This is a genomic window from Bradyrhizobium sp. KB893862 SZCCT0404, assembly GCF_018130885.1.
GTDB classification, from domain to species: domain Bacteria; phylum Pseudomonadota; class Alphaproteobacteria; order Rhizobiales; family Xanthobacteraceae; genus Bradyrhizobium; species Bradyrhizobium stylosanthis.
This window is the reverse complement of record NZ_JAFCLT010000009.1, coordinates 157,792-177,163: the sequence shown is the minus strand read 5'-3', so window position 1 is coordinate 177,163 and position 19,372 is coordinate 157,792. Positions and strand designations below refer to the sequence as shown.

Annotated in this window: 12 protein-coding genes; 3 read left to right on the top strand and 9 right to left on the bottom strand. The window is 66.2% G+C overall.

The features are described 5' to 3' along the window. Positions 1 to 207 precede the first annotated feature (207 nt). The gene (locus JQ617_RS30625) at positions 208 to 1,116 is read left to right on the top strand and encodes a LysR family transcriptional regulator (protein ID WP_212029572.1); all 909 of its coding nucleotides are present in this window, start codon (positions 208 to 210) and stop codon (positions 1,114 to 1,116) included. Positions 1,117 to 1,264: 148 nt separating this feature from the next. On the opposite strand, the gene iaaH is transcribed toward JQ617_RS30625, so the two are convergent. Together iaaH and JQ617_RS30615 are read right to left on the bottom strand one after the other, a co-directional pair. Further along, positions 1,265 to 2,683, bottom strand: coding sequence for an indoleacetamide hydrolase (gene iaaH / locus JQ617_RS30620; RefSeq protein WP_212029571.1), 1,419 nt, complete (start codon positions 2,681 to 2,683; stop codon positions 1,265 to 1,267). A 74-nt stretch (positions 2,684 to 2,757) separates the two neighbouring features. Further along, positions 2,758 to 6,207 (bottom strand): indolepyruvate ferredoxin oxidoreductase family protein, encoded by a 3,450-nt coding sequence (locus JQ617_RS30615; RefSeq protein ID WP_212029570.1) that lies wholly within the window; start codon positions 6,205 to 6,207, stop codon positions 2,758 to 2,760. A 154-nt stretch (positions 6,208 to 6,361) separates the two neighbouring features. Here JQ617_RS30615 and JQ617_RS30610 point away from each other — a divergent pair, with 154 nt between their 5' ends. After that, positions 6,362 to 6,817: an Lrp/AsnC family transcriptional regulator gene (locus tag JQ617_RS30610; RefSeq protein ID WP_063687793.1), complete on the top strand. Its 456-nt coding sequence runs from the start codon at positions 6,362 to 6,364 to the stop codon at positions 6,815 to 6,817. Positions 6,818 to 6,928: 111 nt separating this feature from the next. Here JQ617_RS30610 and JQ617_RS30605 read toward each other — a convergent pair whose 3' ends face one another. The 3 genes from JQ617_RS30605 to JQ617_RS30595 are packed head-to-tail and all read right to left on the bottom strand — an operon-like array spanning position 6,929 to position 10,171. Next, the gene (locus JQ617_RS30605; protein WP_212029569.1) at positions 6,929 to 7,714 is read right to left on the bottom strand and encodes a fumarylacetoacetate hydrolase family protein; all 786 of its coding nucleotides are present in this window, start codon (positions 7,712 to 7,714) and stop codon (positions 6,929 to 6,931) included. A gap of 15 nt (positions 7,715 to 7,729) precedes the next feature. Further along, positions 7,730 to 9,097 (bottom strand): LLM class flavin-dependent oxidoreductase, encoded by a 1,368-nt coding sequence (locus tag JQ617_RS30600; RefSeq protein ID WP_212029568.1) that lies wholly within the window; start codon positions 9,095 to 9,097, stop codon positions 7,730 to 7,732. Between the two features lie 21 nt (positions 9,098 to 9,118). Continuing rightward, positions 9,119 to 10,171: an Ldh family oxidoreductase gene (locus tag JQ617_RS30595; protein ID WP_212029567.1), complete on the bottom strand. Its 1,053-nt coding sequence runs from the start codon at positions 10,169 to 10,171 to the stop codon at positions 9,119 to 9,121. A gap of 296 nt (positions 10,172 to 10,467) precedes the next feature. Between JQ617_RS30595 and JQ617_RS30590 the strand changes: the two genes are divergently transcribed. Further along, the gene (locus tag JQ617_RS30590; protein ID WP_212029566.1) at positions 10,468 to 14,583 is read left to right on the top strand and encodes a bifunctional diguanylate cyclase/phosphodiesterase; all 4,116 of its coding nucleotides are present in this window, start codon (positions 10,468 to 10,470) and stop codon (positions 14,581 to 14,583) included. Here JQ617_RS30590 and JQ617_RS30585 read toward each other — a convergent pair. The 4 genes from JQ617_RS30585 to JQ617_RS30570 all read right to left on the bottom strand — a co-directional run bounded on the left by JQ617_RS30585 (position 14,557) and on the right by JQ617_RS30570 (position 19,335). Beyond that, positions 14,557 to 14,898: a hypothetical protein gene (locus tag JQ617_RS30585; RefSeq protein ID WP_212029565.1), complete on the bottom strand. Its 342-nt coding sequence runs from the start codon at positions 14,896 to 14,898 to the stop codon at positions 14,557 to 14,559. The two genes, JQ617_RS30590 and JQ617_RS30585, sit on opposite strands and share 27 nt — an antisense overlap. 244 nt (positions 14,899 to 15,142) lie before the next feature. Next, the gene (galE, locus tag JQ617_RS30580; protein WP_212029564.1) at positions 15,143 to 16,135 is read right to left on the bottom strand and encodes a UDP-glucose 4-epimerase GalE; all 993 of its coding nucleotides are present in this window, start codon (positions 16,133 to 16,135) and stop codon (positions 15,143 to 15,145) included. A gap of 19 nt (positions 16,136 to 16,154) precedes the next feature. Beyond that, positions 16,155 to 16,961 carry a WecB/TagA/CpsF family glycosyltransferase gene (locus tag JQ617_RS30575; RefSeq protein ID WP_212029563.1) on the bottom strand — a complete coding sequence of 269 codons (807 nt, stop codon included), beginning with the start codon at positions 16,959 to 16,961 and terminating at the stop codon, positions 16,155 to 16,157. Further along, positions 16,954 to 19,335, bottom strand: coding sequence for an exopolysaccharide transport family protein (locus JQ617_RS30570; RefSeq protein WP_212029562.1), 2,382 nt, complete (start codon positions 19,333 to 19,335; stop codon positions 16,954 to 16,956). Before JQ617_RS30570 ends, JQ617_RS30575 begins: the two co-directional genes overlap by 8 nt. Positions 19,336 to 19,372: the final 37 nt, after the last annotated feature.

Sequence of the window (19,372 nt, the reverse complement as noted above, 5' to 3'; positions counted from 1 at the left end):
CGGTCTCCTGTCGGCTCGCTGAGACTATCGGCCTTGCCGGCCCGAGTGATAATTGGCAAAATTCTGGAAGGATTATCCATTGCAGGTGGATAATCGGAGCGGTCGCCTTGCTTCAGGATGTCTACCGGATCAGGGCACCAGCTGCGCCAGAGCGATTGCCGTCGCTATCGCGCGATTGCTGCATCAAGAGTGGATGACCAGGCCCCCATGGACCGATTGACCAGCCTCGAAGTGTTCAGCCGGGTGGTCGAGAGCGGCGGCTTCTCGGCAGCAGGCCGCAAGCTCAACATGTCGACCACCATGGTGAGCAATCACGTTCAGGCGCTGGAGGACCGGCTCGGGGTGAGGCTGCTTCATCGCACCACGCGCAAGGTCAACCTGACCGAGATCGGCAAGGCCTATTACGACCGCTGTATCCAGATCCTCGCCGACATCGAGCAGGCCGACGACATCGCCGGCGCGCTGCAATCGACGCCGCGCGGCACGCTGCGCATCCACATCGCAACCCACATGGTGCCGTTCGTGGCCCCGGTGATGGCCGAATTCCTCGCGACCTATCCGGAGGTCAAGGTTGATCTCCGCATGGGCGAGACCAATGTCGATCTGATCGAGGAGGGGTTTGATCTTGCGCTACGCATGATCGCGCCGCCGGATTCGAGCCTGATCGTGCGGAGCCTTGCGACCTGGCGGCACGTGCTGTGCTGCTCGCACGCCTATATCGAGGCGCATGGGCGCGTCGCGAAGCTCGAAGAGCTCGCCGAGCACAATTGCGTGCGGCACCTGAACTACCCCTTCGACGAGTGGCGCTTCTTCGATCGCAAGGGCGCGCCGGCCTCGGTGCGCGTTTCCGGCAATTTGATCACCAACAGCGGCGAAGCGCTGCGCACGGCGGCACTGCAGGGCGCGGGCATCAGCCTCGCCGCCGGATTCCTCGTGGGGGACGATCTCGATTCCGGCCGTCTGGTGCGCCTGCTGCCGGAATACCGTCCGGTCGAGATGTCGATGAATGCGGTCTATCCGCACCGCCATCATCTGTCGGCGAAGGTCAGGACCTTCATCGACATGCTGGTGCATCACAGTGCCGAGCAGCAGAAGCTGATCAACCCGTATTCGTGAGAAATGCGGCGGCGGTGCCCTAGGGTGGGCAAAGGTGCGAAGCGCCGTGCCCACGATCTGGCAACGTTAGCGACAGATGGTGGGCACGCTTCCGCCTTCGCTCTGCGAGCTACGGCGGACAAGTCGCTTTGCCCACCCTACGAGAGCGTCAGTGTGGCGCGGGCAGCCGCCCGAACACGGCATCGAGCGCCATACCAATCGCAAGCAACCGGCGATCGCTTCCTTCCGGCCCATCCAGCTCCAGCCCGATCGGCAGTTTGCTGCTGGCACCGAGCGCGATCGGGATCTGGATCCCGGGAATGCCGGCATTGCTGCCGGGATCGGTGTTCTGGATGAACAGGCCGAAATTCTCGAGGCTGCTGGAGTCCGGGTTGGAGGCAATGGCAACGCGCGGCGTGGTCGGGAAGGCGATGGCATCGAGCCGGTTGTCGGCAAAAGTCTTGCTGTAGAGCGCCTGCAACGCCGGCCGTGCGGTCTTGATGGCGGCGTCATAGATCGGCTTGGCATCGACAAGGCTGCCATCGGGGGCGGGGAGTTTGCGCGGGATCACCAGGCCATCATAGGTACCCTTCACGTCGGCGCTGGCGATCTGCGCCGCCACCGCCTCGATGGTGAGGCCGGTGCCCGTGTGCTTGAGATAGGCGACCAGATCGTCATACGCCTCATACAGCGCGACCGGAAAACTGACCTGGCCGTCGAGCTCGGCCAGCTGAGGCATCTCGATCTCGACCACCGTGACGCCTTGCGCCTTCACCTTCGCGACGGCCTCCCGAAACGCCGCCTCCGTGTCGGCATCGAGATTGATCAGCATCGATCTTTCGATGCCGATGCGGACCTGGCTCAGGTCGGCCGGCGCCATCGCATCGCCGCCTGCGATGACGCGGTCGAGCAGCGCGACATCCGCCATGGTCGCGGCCATCGGGCCCGTGGTATCGCGGGTGTGCGAGATCGGCGCGATGCCGCCCTGCGGGTAGCGGCCGACGGTCGGGCGCAGCGAGGCGCATCCGTTCAGCGCGGCGGGGACCCGCACCGATCCGCCGGTGTCGGTGCCGAGCCCGCCCGCGACGATCCGCGCGCCGATCGCCGCGCCCGTGCCCGAGGAGGAGCCACCTGCGATCAGGGCCCGATCATAGGCATTGCGCACGCCGTATTCGGTGCCGGTCTTGAACGCGGTGTTGTAGCCGGAGATGCCGAAGGCGAACTCGTGCATGCTGGTCTTGCCGATGATAACAGCTCCGGCGGCGCGCAGCTTTGCCGCAACGGGCGCATCGGCTTTCGGAATGTAGTCCTTCAGCGCCGGAGTGCCGGCGCTGCAGGGCAGCCCGGCTACCTCGATATTGTCCTTGATCACGATGGGCACGCCGCCGAGCGGCTTGGTCTTGTCGCCCGTCGCGTCGAATGCCGCGGCGGCCTTCAAGGCGCCGGCCTCGTCCAGGGTGACGAAGGCATTGAGCTCGGCGTTGGCCTTGGCGCGGGCGATCGCTTCCCGGGTGAGGGTGGTGCTTGTGAACGTCCCGGTGCGGAGGCCGGAAGCGGCCTCGCTCAGCGTCAACTGGTCGAAATCCATGATGCGTCACCCGATTGCAGGGAGCCATCAGGGCGTCCCTCGGTCTCGGAGGCTGAAGCCTCGCCGCCGTCGCGTCAACCGTGGGCGCGCATCCTCGCCGGCGATGGCGTGTCGAGCTCGGCGAGCAGCCGGTCGATGTCGGCCTTCACCTTTACGATTGCGGCGTCCTTCACCGGTCCGTAGCCGCGGATCTCCATCGGGCCCTTGGCGATCGCCACGAGATTGGGCAGATGCGCTGCGTCGAGCTTGCGGGTCATGCGTTCGACCAGGCCCTCATACCAGGCGACCAGCGCACGCTCGGTGCGCCGTTCCGCAGTGTAGCCGAAGGGATCGAACGGCGTTCCGCGCAAGCCCTTCAAACGCGAGAGTATGGCAAGCGGCAACTGGATCCACTGGCCGAACGCGCGCTTGCGGGGACGGCCGCGGGCGTCAGATTTTGAGGGCAGGAACGGTGGAGCGAGGTGATACTGGACACGGAAGCCGTCGTCGAATTCGCGCTTCAACGTGTCGAGGAATCCGCTCTGCATGTGCAGGCGCGCAACCTCGTACTCGTCCTTGTAGGCCATCAGCTTGAACTGCGCGCGGGCGACGGCCTCGGTCAACGCCTCGCTGTTCAGGCCGGCTTCGGCACTGCGGACCCTTGCGACGATTGCCCGGTAGCGCGCCGCATAGGCCTCGTTCTGATAGGCCGTGAGGAATTCGGCGCGACGGGTGATGAGCTGGTCGAGCGTCTCGGTTTCGGGCACATCCTCCGCCCTCGGCAAAAAGTCCGGATCGGCCGCGGCGATCCGGCCCCAGGCAAAGGCCTGCTTGTTGCGTTCGACCGCGACGCCGTTCAGCTCGATCGCGCGCGGCAGCGCCTGCAGCGAGACCGGGACCAGGCCGCGCTGCCAGGCAAAGCCCAGCATGATGATGTTGGCGTAGACGGCATCGCCCAGCAGGCGTTCGGCCAGCGCATTGGCGTTGATCGTGTCGAGATTGTCGTTGCCGATCACCTGCCGGATCGCCCGCAGGCGGGCAGGCGACGCGAGATCGGCGTCGCGGAAGCGGACGACATCGCCGGTCGGCATCTCCGCGGTATTGACCGCGGCGCGCGTGCCGCGGCGATAGGTCCCCGATGCCTTCGGCGAGGAGCTGACGACGAGGTCGCAGCCGATCAGCGCATCGGCCGCGCCCTGGTCGATACGGACCTGATGCAGCGATTCGGGGTTCGCGGCCAGGCGGATGAAGCTGAGCACCGGACCGAACTTCTGCGCAAAGCCGGTGAAGTCCAGCACCGAGACGCCGAAGCGTTCCAGATGCGCGGCCATGCCGATCAGCGCGCCGACGGTGATCACGCCGGTGCCGCCGACGCCGGTCACGAGCAGATCGTAGGGCCGCTCGAGCGTCGTGGGTGAGGGCAGGGGCAGCGTCGCCGCGCGGCCGATTGCGTCGATCTGGCTCGCGCTCTTCTTCCGGCGGCTCGCGCCTTCGACCGTGACAAAACTCGGGCAGAAGCCGTTGAGGCAGGAGAAATCCTTGTTGCAGGTCGACAGATTGATCTGCCGCTTGCGGCCGAACGGCGTCTCCTTCGGCTCGACGCTGAGGCAGTTGGATTCCACCGAGCAGTCGCCGCAGCCCTCGCAGACGAGATCGTTGATGTAGGCAAAGCGTTTCGGATCGGCCATCTGTCCGCGCTTGCGCCGCCGCCGCTTCTCGGTGGCGCAGGTCTGCTGGTAGATCAGGACGGAGACGCCGGGGATGTCGCGCAGCTCGCGCTGCACGGCATCCATCTCCTCGCGGGGATGGATGGTGACGCCGCTGGGCAGGTCCGCCGGGCTGAAATGCGCGGGATCGTCCGAGACGAGTGCGATGCGTGTCACGCCTTCGGCGCGGACGCTGTGCGCGATGGCATGCACGCTGACCGGGCCGTCGACCGGCTGGCCGCCGGTCATGGCGACGGCATCGTTGAACAGGATCTTGTAGGTGATGTTGGCTTTCGCCGCGACCGCCTGCCGGATCGCCATCGAGCCGGAGTGATAATAGGTGCCTTCGCCGAGATTCTGGAACACGTGCCTGTGGCCGGTGAAGCGCGACGAGGCCGCCCAGTTCACGCCCTCGCCGCCCATCTGGATCAGCGACGAGGTCTCCCGGTCCATCCAGCTCGCCATGAAATGACAGCCGATGCCGGCCAGCGCCTTCGATCCCTCGGGCACCTTCGTCGAGGTGTTGTGCGGGCATCCCGAGCAGAAATAGGGCGTGCGCGTTGCGCCCGGGACGTTGATCGTGCGCGCGGCCTCCGGCATCAAGGCTGCTGCGCGCGCGGCGAGATTGAGTCCGGGAAACATCGGATCGAGCCGGCGCGCCAGCACGGATGCGAGCGCACGCGGCGACAATTCGCCGATCCATGAGATCAGCCTTGCACCTCGCTCGTCGTGCTTGCCGACCATGCGCTCCGGCTTGCTGCCGGGATAGTCGTAGAAATATTCCTTGAACTGGCTCTCGATGATGCCGCGCTTCTCCTCGACCACGAGGATCTCACGCTTGCCCTTCACGAAGTCCATGGCATCGTGCAGCGCCAACGGCCAGACCATGCCGACCTTGTAGACATCGATGCCGATGGTACGGCAGGCGGCTTCGTCGAGGCCCATCAGCCGCAGCGCCTCCATCAGATCGAGATGGGCCTTGCCGGTCGTGACGATGCCGTAGGTGGCGCCGGGGATGTCGTAGATGTGGCGGTCGATCGGATTGGCTTTCGCAAAGGCGTAGACCGCGTGCTTCTTCGCCTCCAGCCGCTCCTCGATCTGCGGGCCCGGCAAATCCGGCCAGCGATAGTGCAGCCCGCCGGGCGGCGGCGTGAAGTCGGGCGTGCGGAAGGCGCGCGGCGGCTGCAGCGCGACGGACGCGCCTGATTCCACGATCTCCGAGATCGCCTTGAAGCCGACCCACATGCCGGAGAAGCGGCTCAGCGCGTAGCCATATTCGCCGAACGCCAGATATTCGCCGACATCGGCCGGGTGCAGCGTCGGCATGAACCAGCTCATGAAGGCGACGTCGGACTGGTGCGGCATCGAGGAAGAGACGCAGCCATGGTCGTCGCCGGCGACCACCAGCACGCCGCCATGCGGCGAGGAGCCATAGGCATTGCCGTGCTTGAGCGCGTCGCCGGAGCGATCGACGCCCGGACCCTTGCCGTACCAGAGACCGAACACGCCATCGACCTCGCGCTCGCCTTGCGTCTCGACCTGCTGCGAACCGAGCACTGCCGTGGCGGCGAGATCCTCGTTCACGGCGGGGAGGAATTCGATGCGGTCTTGCTTCAGGCGTTCCTGGATGCGCCACAGTTCGAGATCGACGCCGCCGAGCGGCGAGCCGCGATAGCCGGAGATGAAACCCGCCGTGTTGAGGCCGTTGGCGCGGTCGCGCTTCGCCTGGTCGAGCGCGATGCGGACGATGGCCTGTGTGCCCGTGAGGAAGACGCGGCCCTCCTCGCGATCGTAGCGGTCGGAAAGCTCGTAAGTGTCGAGTGACGGAATGGCGTCCATGGCGGACCTCGCGCGGCAACGGTGCCGGATTGGCGAAGGTTAGGCCCGGTCGGCTGGTAAGTCTTACCTATTCATCCTTCCGAAGGCATGAAATCGGTAGATTTTTGCAGAAATGAACGGTCTGCGGTATAATTTATCGAATTGGGGCGCGCTCATGATCGAAGACCACGATGTCAGGATACTGGCCCACCTCCAGAAGGACGGCCGCGCCACCAACCAGCAGCTGGCCGACGAGGTCGGCATGTCCACCTCGGCCTGCTGGCGCCGGGTGAGGGCGCTGGAGGAGAGCGGCGTCATCCAGGGCTATGCTGCGCTGGTCGCGCGCGAGCAGGCAGGCTTTGCGATGTCGGCGATTCTCCACGTCTCGCTGGAGCGGCACGACGCCAAGTTCGTCGACGAATTCGTGGCCAGCGTCACCAAGCGCCGCGAGGTGCTGGAGTGCTTCGCGACCACCGGCGATGCCGACTACCATCTGCGCGTCGTCGTGCAGGACATGGCGGCCTACAACCGCTTTCTCGACGAATTCATGTTCCGCATTCCCGGCATCCGATACGTCCGCAGCAACGTGGTGCTGAAGGAAATCAAGACCGGCGTGGCGCTGCCGTTTTGAGGGAGCTGCGTAGCTGCGTAGGATGGGTAGAGCGAAGCGAAACCCATCTGAAGTCTTTCCTCGGGGACTAAAGGTGATGGGTTTCGCTCCGCTCTACCCATCCTACGAGGATCACCGCCCCTCCCGCACGAACCTGTTCCGCAACGTGCCCACACCCGTGATGTCGATCTCCACGACATCGCCGTGCTTGATGTCGGGCGACGCGCCATCCGTGCCCATCCAGATCACGTCGCCGGGCCATAGCGTGAAATACTTCGTCAGCTCGACCAAAAACGGCACCACGCCAAAGATCATGTCGTTTGTGTAGAAGCGGTTGGTTTCCTTGCCGTTGACCCGGACGATCGTTTCCATCTTCGCTAGGTCCGCCTCGGTCTCGATCCACGGCCCCATCGGCTTGAACGTGTCGGCGTTCTTCGAGCGCCACAGGCTGCGGTCAGCCTTCTGCCAGCTCCGCTCGCTGACGTCGTTGCCGATGGTGTAGCCGAACACGCAATCCATCGCGTTGGCCTCGGTGAGATGCTTCACCTTCTTGCCGATGACGACGACGAGCTCGCCCTCATAGTGGATCTTCTCCGTCGCAAAGGACGGGATCACGACATCCTCGCCATGGGCGATCAGCGCATTCTGCGCGCGATAGCCGATCTCGGGGCGGTCGGGCACGGCCGGCACCGTGCCGGCCTTGTCGGCGGCCTCCTTCAGGTGCTTGAGGTAATTCAGCCCGACGCAATAGAAGGTGCGCGGAATCAGCGGCAGCTCGATCTTGACCTCGGACAGCGGATACGTGCGCGAGCCGCGCTGCCATTCGCCGAGCGGGTCGCCGTCGACCGCGACGACCCGGTCGCCTTCGATGATCCCCCAGGAGGTCTTTCCCGAGGCGGTGAATTTCAGCCAGCGCATATTGTGTCCTCGCCCTTATTCCGCGGCATCGCGCGGCTGCACCTTCCAGGCCCCGGCGGCCGGCCGCTTGAGCCCGAGATTTTCCCGTAGCGTCTTGCCGCGATAGTCCTTCTGGAACAGGCCGCGCCGCTGCAATTCCGGCACGACGTGCTGCACGAAGTCCGCGTAGGAGCCGGGCACGTAGGTCGCGGCAATGACAAAGCCGTCGCAGCCGCGTTCGACGAACATCTCCTCGAGCTTGTCGGCGATCTCCTTGGGACAGCCGACCATGGCGTCATGCACCTGGCCGCGGCCGGAGAAGGTGACGAAGTCGCGCGCGCTGGGATTGCTCTTGCCCGAGTTCTTCAGCACCCCGTCGCGGATGCCAAGAATACCTTGCATGCTCTTCAGTTCTTCCGTGGTCAGTGGCTCGTCGAGGTCCTTGGACGCGAAGTCGTAGTTGAGCGCTTCGGCGAGCAGCGACAGCGCGTCGATTTCGAGCGGCAGCTTGTTGATCAGCGCCATCTTGTCCTCGGCCTCCGCCTTGGTCGCGGCGCAGACCGGCGTCGTCAGGTTGCAGAGGAACATCTGGTCGGGATCGCGGCCGGCTTTCGCAGCTTCGTTGCGCACGGACGCATAACCTTCCTTGGCGGCTGCGAGATTGCGCGCGGCGGTGAAGATCACCTCGCCCCAGCGGCCGGCAAAGCGCTGGCCGCGGCCGGATGCGCCGGCCTGGATGATGACGGGATGGCCTTGGCTCGACCGCGGCACGGTGAACGGTCCGCGCGACTTGAAGTTCGCTCCCTTGTGATCGAGCCGCTTCACCTTGCTGGGATCGGCAAAGCGGCCGCTTGTCTTGTCCATGATGAGCGCGCCGTCCTCCCAGGTGTCCCAATGGCCGAGCACGACCTCCATGAACTCGTCGGCCTTGTCGTAGCGGGAATCATGCTCGGGATGGGAGTCGCGTCCCATGTTGAGGGCTTCGCCGTCATTGAGCGAGGTGACGACGTTCCAGCCTGCGCGTCCGCCGGACATCAGATCGAGCGTCGCGTAGCGGCGGGCGACGTCGAACGGCTCGTAATAGGTGGTTGAGCAGGTCGCGCCGAGGCCGAGCTTGTCGGTCACCATGCCCATCGTGGTCAGCACGATCAGCGGGTCCATCTTCACGCAGCGAATGCCGTATTCGACGGTGTGCGCGTGGTCGTTGCCGTAGCGGTCCGGCATCGCCAGGCGGTCGTCGAAGAAGGCCATGTGGAATTTGCCGGCTTCGAGGATTTTGGCGATCTCCTGATAATAGTCCGCCGACATCGAATCGTCGCGCGAGTCCGGATGTCGCCAGGAGCTCGGCAAGTTGGTGCAATTCTGCGCCTGTAGGAAGCCGACCAGTACCATCTGCCGATTCATGCTGCTGTTCTCCTGATAGCGTCAGGCGAGGCCAAGGACGGTGTCGAGCCGGTACTCGCGCGTCAGCGTGCGCAGCTTGTCCCAGGTGGCGTCCTCGACCTCGATGCCGTCGCGCAGGCGCTGCTGCTCGCGCAGGCCCTCGATCTCGCCGGGATAGTAGACGCCCTTGCTGCCCTCGGAGGGCGGCGTCGATTTCAGATAGTGCGCGAACTCGGCGACCTCGCGCTTGAACTCCTTGAGCGGGCGGAACGCTGCGACATTGAACACGGCCATGAAGCAGCCGTCATTGTGCCGCCCCGTCGGCTCGACGCCGAAGCCGAGCCCGGTGAGCAGGCCGCAGAGCACCTCGACCATGGCGGCGAGGCCGCTGCCCTTGTAGCCCTCGGTGCCGCCGAGCGGCAGCAACGCGCCGCCTTTGCGATACTGGGTCGGGTCGGTGGTGTGCCGTCCGTCGGCATCGATGATCCATCCCGTTGGGATCTCCTCGCCACGGGCGACCGCGAGCTGGATCTTGCCGGCCGCGACCGCCGAGGTCGCCATGTCCAGATAGAACGGGGTATCGAGATCAGACGGCACGGCGATCGAGATCGGATTGGTGCCGAGCCGCGCTTCCTTGCCGCCGAACGGAGCCACGTGCTTCGGCGAGCGGCCGGAATCCGCCGTCGCGATCCCGATCATGCCTTCGCGCATCGCCATCAAGGGATAGGCGGCGAGGCGGCCGACATGGCTCTGCCGGAACACGGTGCAGGCGGCGACGTTGGCGGTCTTCGCCTTCTCGATCGTCAGCGCCATCGCCTTGGCGTTGACGTGGAAGCCAAAGCCCCAATGGCCGTCGATCACGGTCGTGGTCGGCGATTCCTGGACGATGCTCCATTTGGCGCCGGGCACGATGTGGCCGGCCTTGATGCGGTCGATATAGGTGGGAACGGCGATCACGCCGTGGGAATCGTGGCCGGCGAGGTTGGCGTTGACGCAGCCGCTCGCGACGGCGTCGGCCTCCTCCTCCGAAGCTCCGGCTGCCTGGAGCAGCGCGGCGCTGATGCGCGTGAGGCGGTCGGCCCTGACGAGCGGCATAGCATTTCCCCGGCTTGGTGCCTTTTTACAGGCAGCTTGTTGGGCGCCATCGTCTCAAAGCGCGGGAGCGATATCAATCTCTCGTAAACCAATACAGGGCTGCAAATTCGTAAACGGAACACGCCTTTGGTCGAAGGTTCGTGCCGTGCGGCGGTATTTTCGCGGGTTTAGCGCCGCTCGTTCGCAGCTCGTTCACTTTGATCGACGGTTTGCAGCAGGCAATAACGACCACTTAGGCGATGGCCGTTCATAACGGCACCGGGAGAAATAGGCAGAAATGCCCGGGAGTTAAGATCGTGCCGACGACACTCGCGCGCACCTTTGCGGCGTTGAGCGCCATCAATGAAGCGATTCTTTACGCGAGATCGCCGGACGAGCTGTACCAGAAGGTCTGCGACGCCGGTTTCTCGAGCGGGGACTTTTTGGCCGTGGCCGTGTTCCTGGTGGGACCGGACGGCGGGCGGCTGCGCTTCGCGGCGGGTTGCGGCGACGACATTCCGCGGCTGCGCGCAATCGAGATCACGACGGACGCCGGCAAGCCGGAAGGATTGGGCGTCGGCGGCGAGGCATTTCGCGAGCAGAAGCTGTGCGTCAGCAACGACTATCTGAACGATCCGCGCTCGCTGGCGTGGCGCGAGGGCGCCGCGAAGGCTCATATCGGTGCCGCTGCGGCACTGCCGCTGCTCTGCAACGGCAAGAGCGTCGGCGTGCTGTACGTGACGCGAAGCGAGGCCAACTCGCTGAACGAGCAGATGGTGTCGCTGTTCGAGCGCATGTCGGCGAACATTTCCTATGCACTGGACAATTTTTCGCGCGAGACCGCGCGGCAGAGCAGCGACCGGGCGACACGGCGGCTGAACCGCATGTTCGGCGCCATCAGCGCCACCAACGAAGCGATCCTGCGGGCTAAGACCGAGCAGGAGCTGTACCAGCTCGTCTGTGACGCCTCCGTCCACAGCGGCAAGTCGCTGGCGACCATCGTGCTGCTCCGCGAGCCGGATTCGCACTGGATGAAGCCTGTCGCCGCCACCGGGCAGAACCTCGACCTCGTAACCCAGGCGCGCTATTCGGTCGATCCGGACAATCCTTTCGGCAAGGGCATCTCCGGGCAGGTCTTCCGGACCCAGAAGGCCGTCGTCGAGGACGATCTCGCCAGCCGCACCAAGGGCTCGCCCTGGGAGCAGGCCAACGTCAACACTGGCGTCGCCGCCTGCGTGGTCGCGCCGCTGATCAAGCACGGCGAGAGCGTCGGCGTGCTGTTGTTCTTCATCAGCCGCTCCTGGGCCAAGGACGAGGAGATCGTCGCGCTGCTGGTGCGCATGGCGGAGAACGTCTCGTTCGCCATCGAGAATTTCGACCGCGAGGCCGACAAGGCCAGGATCGCGGCCGAGGAAGAACGGCTGGCGCGGATGTACGCGGCGCTCAGCGCCACCAACGAGGCGATCCTGCGCGCGCGATCGCGCTCCGAGCTGTTCGAGCTCGTCTGCGAGGCGGTGGCGAAGGGCGCCAAGTTCACCTCGGCCAGCATCGCGCTGGTGGACCAAAGCGCCGAGCTGCTGCGCGTGGTCGCCAGCTACGGACCGAATGCCGACCAGGTCCGTAACTTCAAGTTCTCCACCTCCGACCAGGTGCCCGAGGGGCGCGGGCTGACCGGCACCGCGTTCCGCACGCGCCAGCCCGCCGTCAGCAACGACGTGCTCGCCGACGACCGCATCGCGCCCTGGCAGGCCAGCGCCCGCCGCAACGGCATCGCGTCCTCCGCCGCGCTGCCGCTGTTCAACGGCGACCGGGTCGAGGGCGTATTCCTGTTTAACTCTCCGGAGTGCGGCACCTTCACCGACGAGCTCGTCGAGCTGCTGCGCAAGCTCCAGGCCAACGTCGCCTTTGCGCTCGGGAATTTCGACCGCGCCGAGGCGAAGGCCAGGGCCGAGATGCAGCGCAATCGCCTCAGGGGCATGCTCGAGGCCCTGAGCGCGACCAACGAGGCGATCATGCGGGTGAAGACCCGCGACGAGCTGTTCGAGGTGGTGTGCGAAGCCGCGGTGCTCGGCGGCACCTTCTCCTCCGCGACCATCGCCCTGGTCGATGCGACGGGACACTATCTCGACATCGCCATGACCAAGGGCGAGAGCTGCTATCAGATCAAGGATTGGCGCTTCTCGACCTCGGCCGACGATCCGGAGGGACGCGGGCTGACCGGCACCTCCTTCCGCTCGCGCACGCCGTGTGTCGCCAACGACCTTCTCACCGACATCCGTACCGCGCACTGGCACCAGATCGCGCGCACGCAAGGCACAAGATCGGGGGCCTGCTTCCCCTTGCTCAGCAACGGCGGCGGGGCCGTCGGCGTATTGCTGTTCCTCTCGCCGGACGAAGGCGTGTTCACGCAGGACCTCATTCAATTGCTGGGGCGGCTTGCCGAAAACGTCTCGTTCGCGCTCGACAATTTCGACCGAGCCGAGGAAAAGGCCCGCACCGAGGCGCAGAAGGAGCGCCTGACGCGCATGTTCGCGGCGCTGAGCGCCACCAACGAGGCGATCATGAGGGCGAAGTCGCGCGCCGAGCTGTTCGACCTCGTCTGCCTCGCCGCCTCGAACGGCGCCAAGTTCACCTCGACGACGATCGCGCTGGCGAGGGCGGGCAGCGACCAGCTCGAGATCGTGGCTGCGGCCGGCCCGTCCGCCGAAACCACGCGCAACGTCCGCCTCTCCATCGACCCGGAGCGCCCCGAAGGGCGCGGCATGAGCGGCACGGCGTTCCGCACCCGGCAGCCCTGCATCAGCAACGACTATCTCAACGACGATCGCGTCCGTGCCTTCCACGCCGTCGTACGCGGCGACGGCGCGCGGTCGGGCGCGGCCTTCCCGCTGATCGCGCACGACCAGGCCGTCGGCGTCATGATCTACATGTCGACCGAGCCGGCCACCTTCACCGCGGAGTTCGTCGAGCTGTTGCAGCGCCTCGCCGACAATGTCTCCTTTGCCATGGAAAACTTCGACCGCGCCGATGCCAAGAACCAGGCGGACGAGCGGATCGAGTATCTCGCCTCGCACGACAGCCTGACCGATTTGCCGAACCGCGAGACCTTCAACGGGCTGTTGCGCGCGGCGATCGACACCGCGCAGCGCCACGATCACCGTTTCGCGCTGCTGTTCATCGATCTCGACCGCTTCAAGGTCATCAACGATTCGCTCGGCCACGAGGCCGGCGACCTGCTCCTGCTCGAAGTGGCGAACCGCCTGCGCGGCGCGCTGCGGACCAGCGACGTGGTGGCGCGGCTCGGCGGCGACGAGTTCGTCGTCATCCTCGACCAGTGCGGCGAGATCGACGACGTCCAGCGCATCGCGACCGGGCTGCTCGCGGCGCTCGCCGAGCCCATGGAGCTCGCCGGCCACGAATGCCATACCACGGCCTCGATCGGCATCGCGATGTATCCGGCCAACGGCTCCGACGTGCAGACGCTGACCAAGAACGCCGACATGGCGATGTATCTCGCCAAGGAGGACGGCAAGAACGGCTACCGCTTCTTCTCCAGTGAGGTGAAGACCCAGTCGATCGAGCGGCTGTCGCTGGAAAGCGCGCTGCGCCGGGCGCTGGAGCGCGAGCAGTTCTCGCTCAACTACCAGCCCAAGGTGGACATGGAGACCGGCCAGATCACCGGCGTGGAGGCGCTGCTGCGCTGGACCCATCCCGAGCTCGGCAGCGTCTCGCCGGCCCAGTTCATTCCGCTCGCGGAGGAAACCGGGCTGATCGTGCCGATCGGCCGCTGGGTGCTGAACGAGGCTTGCGCGCAGGCGATGGCCTGGCAGCGCCGCGGCCTGCTGCCGCTGTCGATGGCGGTCAACCTGTCACCGCGGCAGTTTGCCGACGAACATCTGTTGCAGGACGTCGACGAGGCGCTTGCCGCCTCCGGCATGTCGCCGGTGCTGCTCCAGCTCGAGGTCACCGAGAGCATGATGATGCGCAACGTCGGACGCGCGCTCAAGGTGCTCGACGCCATCCAGAGCCGCGGCATCCGCCTCGCCATCGACGATTTCGGTACCGGCTATTCGTCGATGTCGCTGATGAAGCACTTCCCGATCGACACCATCAAGATCGACCGCTCCTTCGTGCGCGACCTGCCGCAGGATTCAGAGGATCAGGCGATCGCGCAGGCGATCATCAGCATGGGCAAGGCGCTCGGCATGACCGTGGTTGCCGAAGGCGTCGAGAATGCCGAGCAGGAGGCGTTCCTGCGCACCCATGGCTGCGACGAGATGCAGGGCTTCCTGATCGCAAAGCCGCTGCCGGCCAAGCAGATGGCCGAGCTGCTGCGGCCGATGGTGCTGCCGGTTGCGCCGCCGCTCCAGCCCGAGCCGGATCCGGTCGCCACCGAAGCTGCCGCACTAAGGCTGAAACGCGCTGTCATCTAGCGGCTGCGGGTGAAGCTCGCGGACGTCGTGATCGGCGCCCTCCGCTATACTCGGAAAATCCTGCGGGCCGGTCAGCGACGTCTGTTCGACGAACAGCGCCAGGATCGTGCGCGCACCGTCGGCGAAGCTCGCACCCTTGTTCAAGCCGAGCTCGGCGCAAGAGGCCTCGTTCATCGTCTCCTGATCGTCGACGACCGCCATGGCCGGTCCCCACCACCAGGCAGGCGCGGGCGAGCGCTCGTCCTCCGGCACGACATGCCAGCGGACGAACTCTTCCATCACGCGCTCGAACTCCAGGCGTGCAGCCTGATGCATGCGGTCGATACTCCCGAGAATCCGCGCCTGATCACAGCGGCGTGTGGATTCGATTGTGGTCTTCACGTCCGGAAAAACAGGCTCGTGCCACATCGGCCGAGCCGCGCATGCCGACCTCGTCGTCAGCCATGCCCAAGGATGCGGCCATCGGCGATACGCCAGCGGCGGCAGCGAATGCCCATTCTAGCCGTTCGCAGGCAGGGCGGGCAAGGTGCGGATGTTACGGTTGCTTAATGGACCGTGCTTAACGCGCTTTGCGCGGATGGGCCTTCTGGTGCCAGGCCCAGGCGGTGCGGATCACAGTCGCGAGATCGGAATGACGCGGCACGAAGTTCAGCACTTTTCGCGCAGCAGACGGATTGGCGACCAGGTACGTGGGATCGCCCGCACGGCGCGGCTTGACCGTGTGCGGCACCTCGCGCCCGGTCTCCTGCCTGATAGCGTCGAGGATCTCGCGCACCGAGAAGCCGGCGCCGGTGCCGAGATTGAAGCTGCCGCCCGGATGTCCGGTTTCCAGCAGCTTGAGCGCCGCGACATGCGCGGCGGCAAGGTCGGTGACGTGGACGTAGTCGCGGATCGCGGTGCCGTCGGGCGTGTCGTAATCGTCGCCGAACACCGCGAAGTCGACATGGCCCTGCAGCGCCATCATGGCGCGCGGAATGAGATGAGTCTCGTTGTCGCGCAATTCGCCGATGCCGCCGGCGGGATCGGCGCCGCTCGCATTGAAGTAGCGCAGGCAGAACGCGCCGAAGCCGTAGGCGGCGCGATAGTCGGCGAGGATGCGCTCGATCATCCATTTCGAGGCGCCGTACGGATTGATCGGCGCGCACGGGAAGTCTTCTGGCAGCTCCTTCGAATCGGCGTTGCCATAGACGGCGCCGGTCGAGGAGAACACGATGCGCTGGCAGCCGGCGGCGCGCATCGCCTGGAGCAGCGACAGCGTGCCCTGCACGTTGTTGATGTAATATTTCTGCGGGTCGGTCATCGACTCGCCGACCAGGCTGGCGGCGGCGAAATGCATCACCGCCGTGATCTTGCGCTCGGCGAAGACGCGCGCGAGCGCCGCGCCGTCGAGCAGATCGGCCGTCACCAGCTCCCCGGCAACGAAGCTGCGATGGCCCGTCGAGAGATTGTCGAAAACGATCGGCTGGTAACCGGCAGCGGTCAGCGCGCGGCACGCGTGCGAACCGATGTAACCCGCACCTCCCGTGACGAGGACGATCGGTCGGTCGGTCATGTCCTTAACCCGGCCTCTCTCAGCGATTGAAGGGCCGCTTGCGGCGGAACAGAAGATAGAGCGCGCGGGGGTTGGTGGTCAAATAGCGCCAGAACAGGCGGCGCGGCTCCAGCCAGGTGCGCCAGGCCCATTCGAGTCCGACCTTCTGCATCCATTCCGGGGCACGCGAGCGGCTGCCCGACAGGAAGTTGAACAGGCCGCCGGATGTCTTGATGACGCCGACATTGGTCAGATGCGGCGTATATTCCTCGACGAACGCCTGCTCGCTGGGCACGCCGAGCGCGACCCAGAGATAATCGGGCGCGAGCGCATTGATCTCCTCGACCTTCGCGCGCAGCGCATCGCCGCGCAGATAGCCGTGGCTATGACCGACGATCTTCAGGTTCGGATACAGCTTGCGGACGTTCTCGACCGCCGTGGCGTTCTCGGCTTCGCTGGCGCCGAACATGTAGAAGGTGCGGCCGACCGCTTCAGCCTTGCGGGCGACGACGTGGAACAGGTCGGTCGTCGCGACGCGCTCGGGCAGCGGAAACCAGGATTGCAGCTTCGAGGCCGCCACCAGCGGCTGGCCGTCGGCGTTGATCAGGTCGGCGGCGCGGAACAGGCGCTCGGTCTGCGGCTCGGTCGAGCAGCGCGCCAGCACCTCGCCATTGGCGGACGTCAGGTACAGCGGACGGCCGATGCGATGTTGCGGATCGGTCGCCTCGATCATGAAATCGGCGGTTGCTTCTAGGTCGAGTGCGGCCATGCGAAGGCCGCCGACGGTGGTGCGCGGCACCTCCGCGGTTGCGGCCCGGCCGTCCAGGTTGATGCGGCGCTCAAGCATATTGTCTGCCTCGCTGGCGCGCTTGGGTTGCAGGAGTGAGCTCGTCGAGCACCACGCCGACGAGCTTGCGCTCGGCGCGGCCGAGCGTGCTCAAAATCTCTTCCAGGCCGTCGTTGATGTCGAGGCTGGTCGGCAGCACCGCCACCAGCGCGTCGACGTCGTCGAGCAGCTTGCGGCTGCCGGCGGCGAGCGGCGTCACCGGGCCGTCGAGGATCACGAGGTCGTAACCGCCGGCGGAGCGCGCCTGCGCAATCGCCTTGCGGATGGCTTCAGTCGCCTTGCCGGCATCGCCGTCGGCGGCCGGAAGGACCGAGATGCCGTTGGCGGTCCTGATCTCGCGCGCGGCCTTGCTGCCGTTCGAGAGCCAGCCGAGCCTGCTCGGCTCGCGCTTGCCGTTGCGGTTGACCTTATTCGAGAGCGAATGCGCCAGGTGGTCGGCATCGATCATCAGCACGCGGACGCCGTCGCGCGCAGCCGCGAGCGCGAAATTCAGCGCGGTCACGCTGCGACCCGTGGTCTCGCCGCCGCCGACGAGCGCGACGACCGGCATCGCCTTGCCGCCGCCGCGCCGGGCTACGGCCGCGCGCATGTCGCGCCAGGCATTGAGCAGGCTGGTCAGGGGAAAGCCCGGGCGCAGCGTCGGCCAGCCCAATCGGGTCAGGTCGACACCGCCGCCGGTGGCGAGAATGGCGCCGAGCGTGTGGATGACGTCGGCCTCCTGCAGGCGCGCGATCAGCGGCTTTTCGATCAGGGGGCGTTCGGCCGCGGCGGGCTGCAGTGGCGGTGCGGCAATTTCCGGCAGAGGCTGTGCGACGTCAGGGGCACGCGCAACCGGCTGCGGCTGTGGCGGCGGAACCTCGCTGGCCCGCGCCGGCTCGGGAGCGCGCGGCGCCTGCGGTGCGGGTGTGCGCTCGCGGCGCGCCGGTGCAGGCGCCGGCGCGGCCGTGCCGGCGGACAGCAGCTCGGCGACGACGAACCAGCCCGATGCAGCGAGTGCGCCGAAGATGAAGCCGATCATGGCGAACAGGCTCATCGCGGGTGGGAACGAGCGCCGCTGCGGCACCGTCGCTTCGCCGATGACGCGGGCGGCCGAGGTGTTCAGCGTCTCCTGCTCCTCGGTCTCGCGCGAGCGCTTGAGGAAGGATTGATAGACGTCGCGGCTGGCATCGGCCTCGCGCTCGAGCTCGCGCAGACGGACGGCGGCCTGGCTGAGCTGCACGCTCTGCCGCTTCTGCGCTTCCAGCGCCCGGTTGAGCGAGGCCTCGAAATCGCGGGCGCGTGTCAGATCGTTCTTGGCGGACTGGGCGAAACGGTCGATCTCTTCGTTGATGGTGCGCTTGAGATCCTCGACCTGCTTCTCGGTTTGCCGCAACGCCGGATGGCGCGGGCCGAGTTCGCCGGCCTGCTCCGCATACTTCTTGCGGGCATCGGCATATTGCGCGCGCAGGTTGGCGATGGTCGGCGATTGCAGCGCTTCGGGATTTGCGCCCGCATCGGCCGCCGTGCGCCGGCTCGCCTCGATCTGGTCGAGCCGCGCCTGCGCGTCCATCGTCGCGGCGCGGGCCGCGGACAGGCGCTGATTGCTGGCGGAGAGCTGCTGGTCGCTGATCAGCGAGTCCTGGGTGCCGACGAAATTGTTCTGTGCCTTGTAGGTGGCGAGCGCGGTCTCGGCGTTGCGCAGCCGCTCGCGCAGCTCCTTCAGGCGGCCGGAGAGGTCGGTGGTGGCGCGCCGCGCAGCGGAAGCCTGCGAGTTGCGGGATTCGGTGAGGTAGACGTTGGTCAGCGTGTTGGCGAGCATCGCCGCCTTGGCTGGATCGGTCGACCAGACCTCGATATCGACGATGAAGCTCTTTTCGGTCTTGCGGATGGTGATGTGCTTGTTCAGGGCATCGAGCGCCGCGAGCTGCACCTCCTTCGCTTCGGCAGCGGAGGGCGCGCGGGGCTGCAGGCCGACGAGGCCGAGCAGCGACGACATCAGCGTCCTGGCGTCGCCGCCGCCGCCGAATTCGGGATCCTTGTCGAGGCCCGCCTGCTGGATGACCTGGAGCAGCACGCTGTTGGAGGTGATCAGGCGCGCCTGGCTCTCCACCACCATCGACATGCCGGAGACGTCCTGCGCGCGCGGCGTGAGCTCGCGGTCGACGAGCTGGAGCTCGCGCGGATCGACCAGGAGCTGGGCGGTGGCGGTGTAGCGGGGCGTCAGGCTCTTGCCGACGGTGACGGCGAGCGTGGCACCGACCAGCGCGGCAGCGGCGATCGCGATCTTGCGCCGCCAGAGCAGGTTGACGAGCTCGAGCACGCTGAAGCCGGCCTGAGGCCGCTGTTGCGGGGCCTCTGGTCTCGCCCGATCGATCGGCTGGTTATAGTCCAGCATGGTCCCCAGCTTTCATTCCAACGGCCGCGGGCTGAGG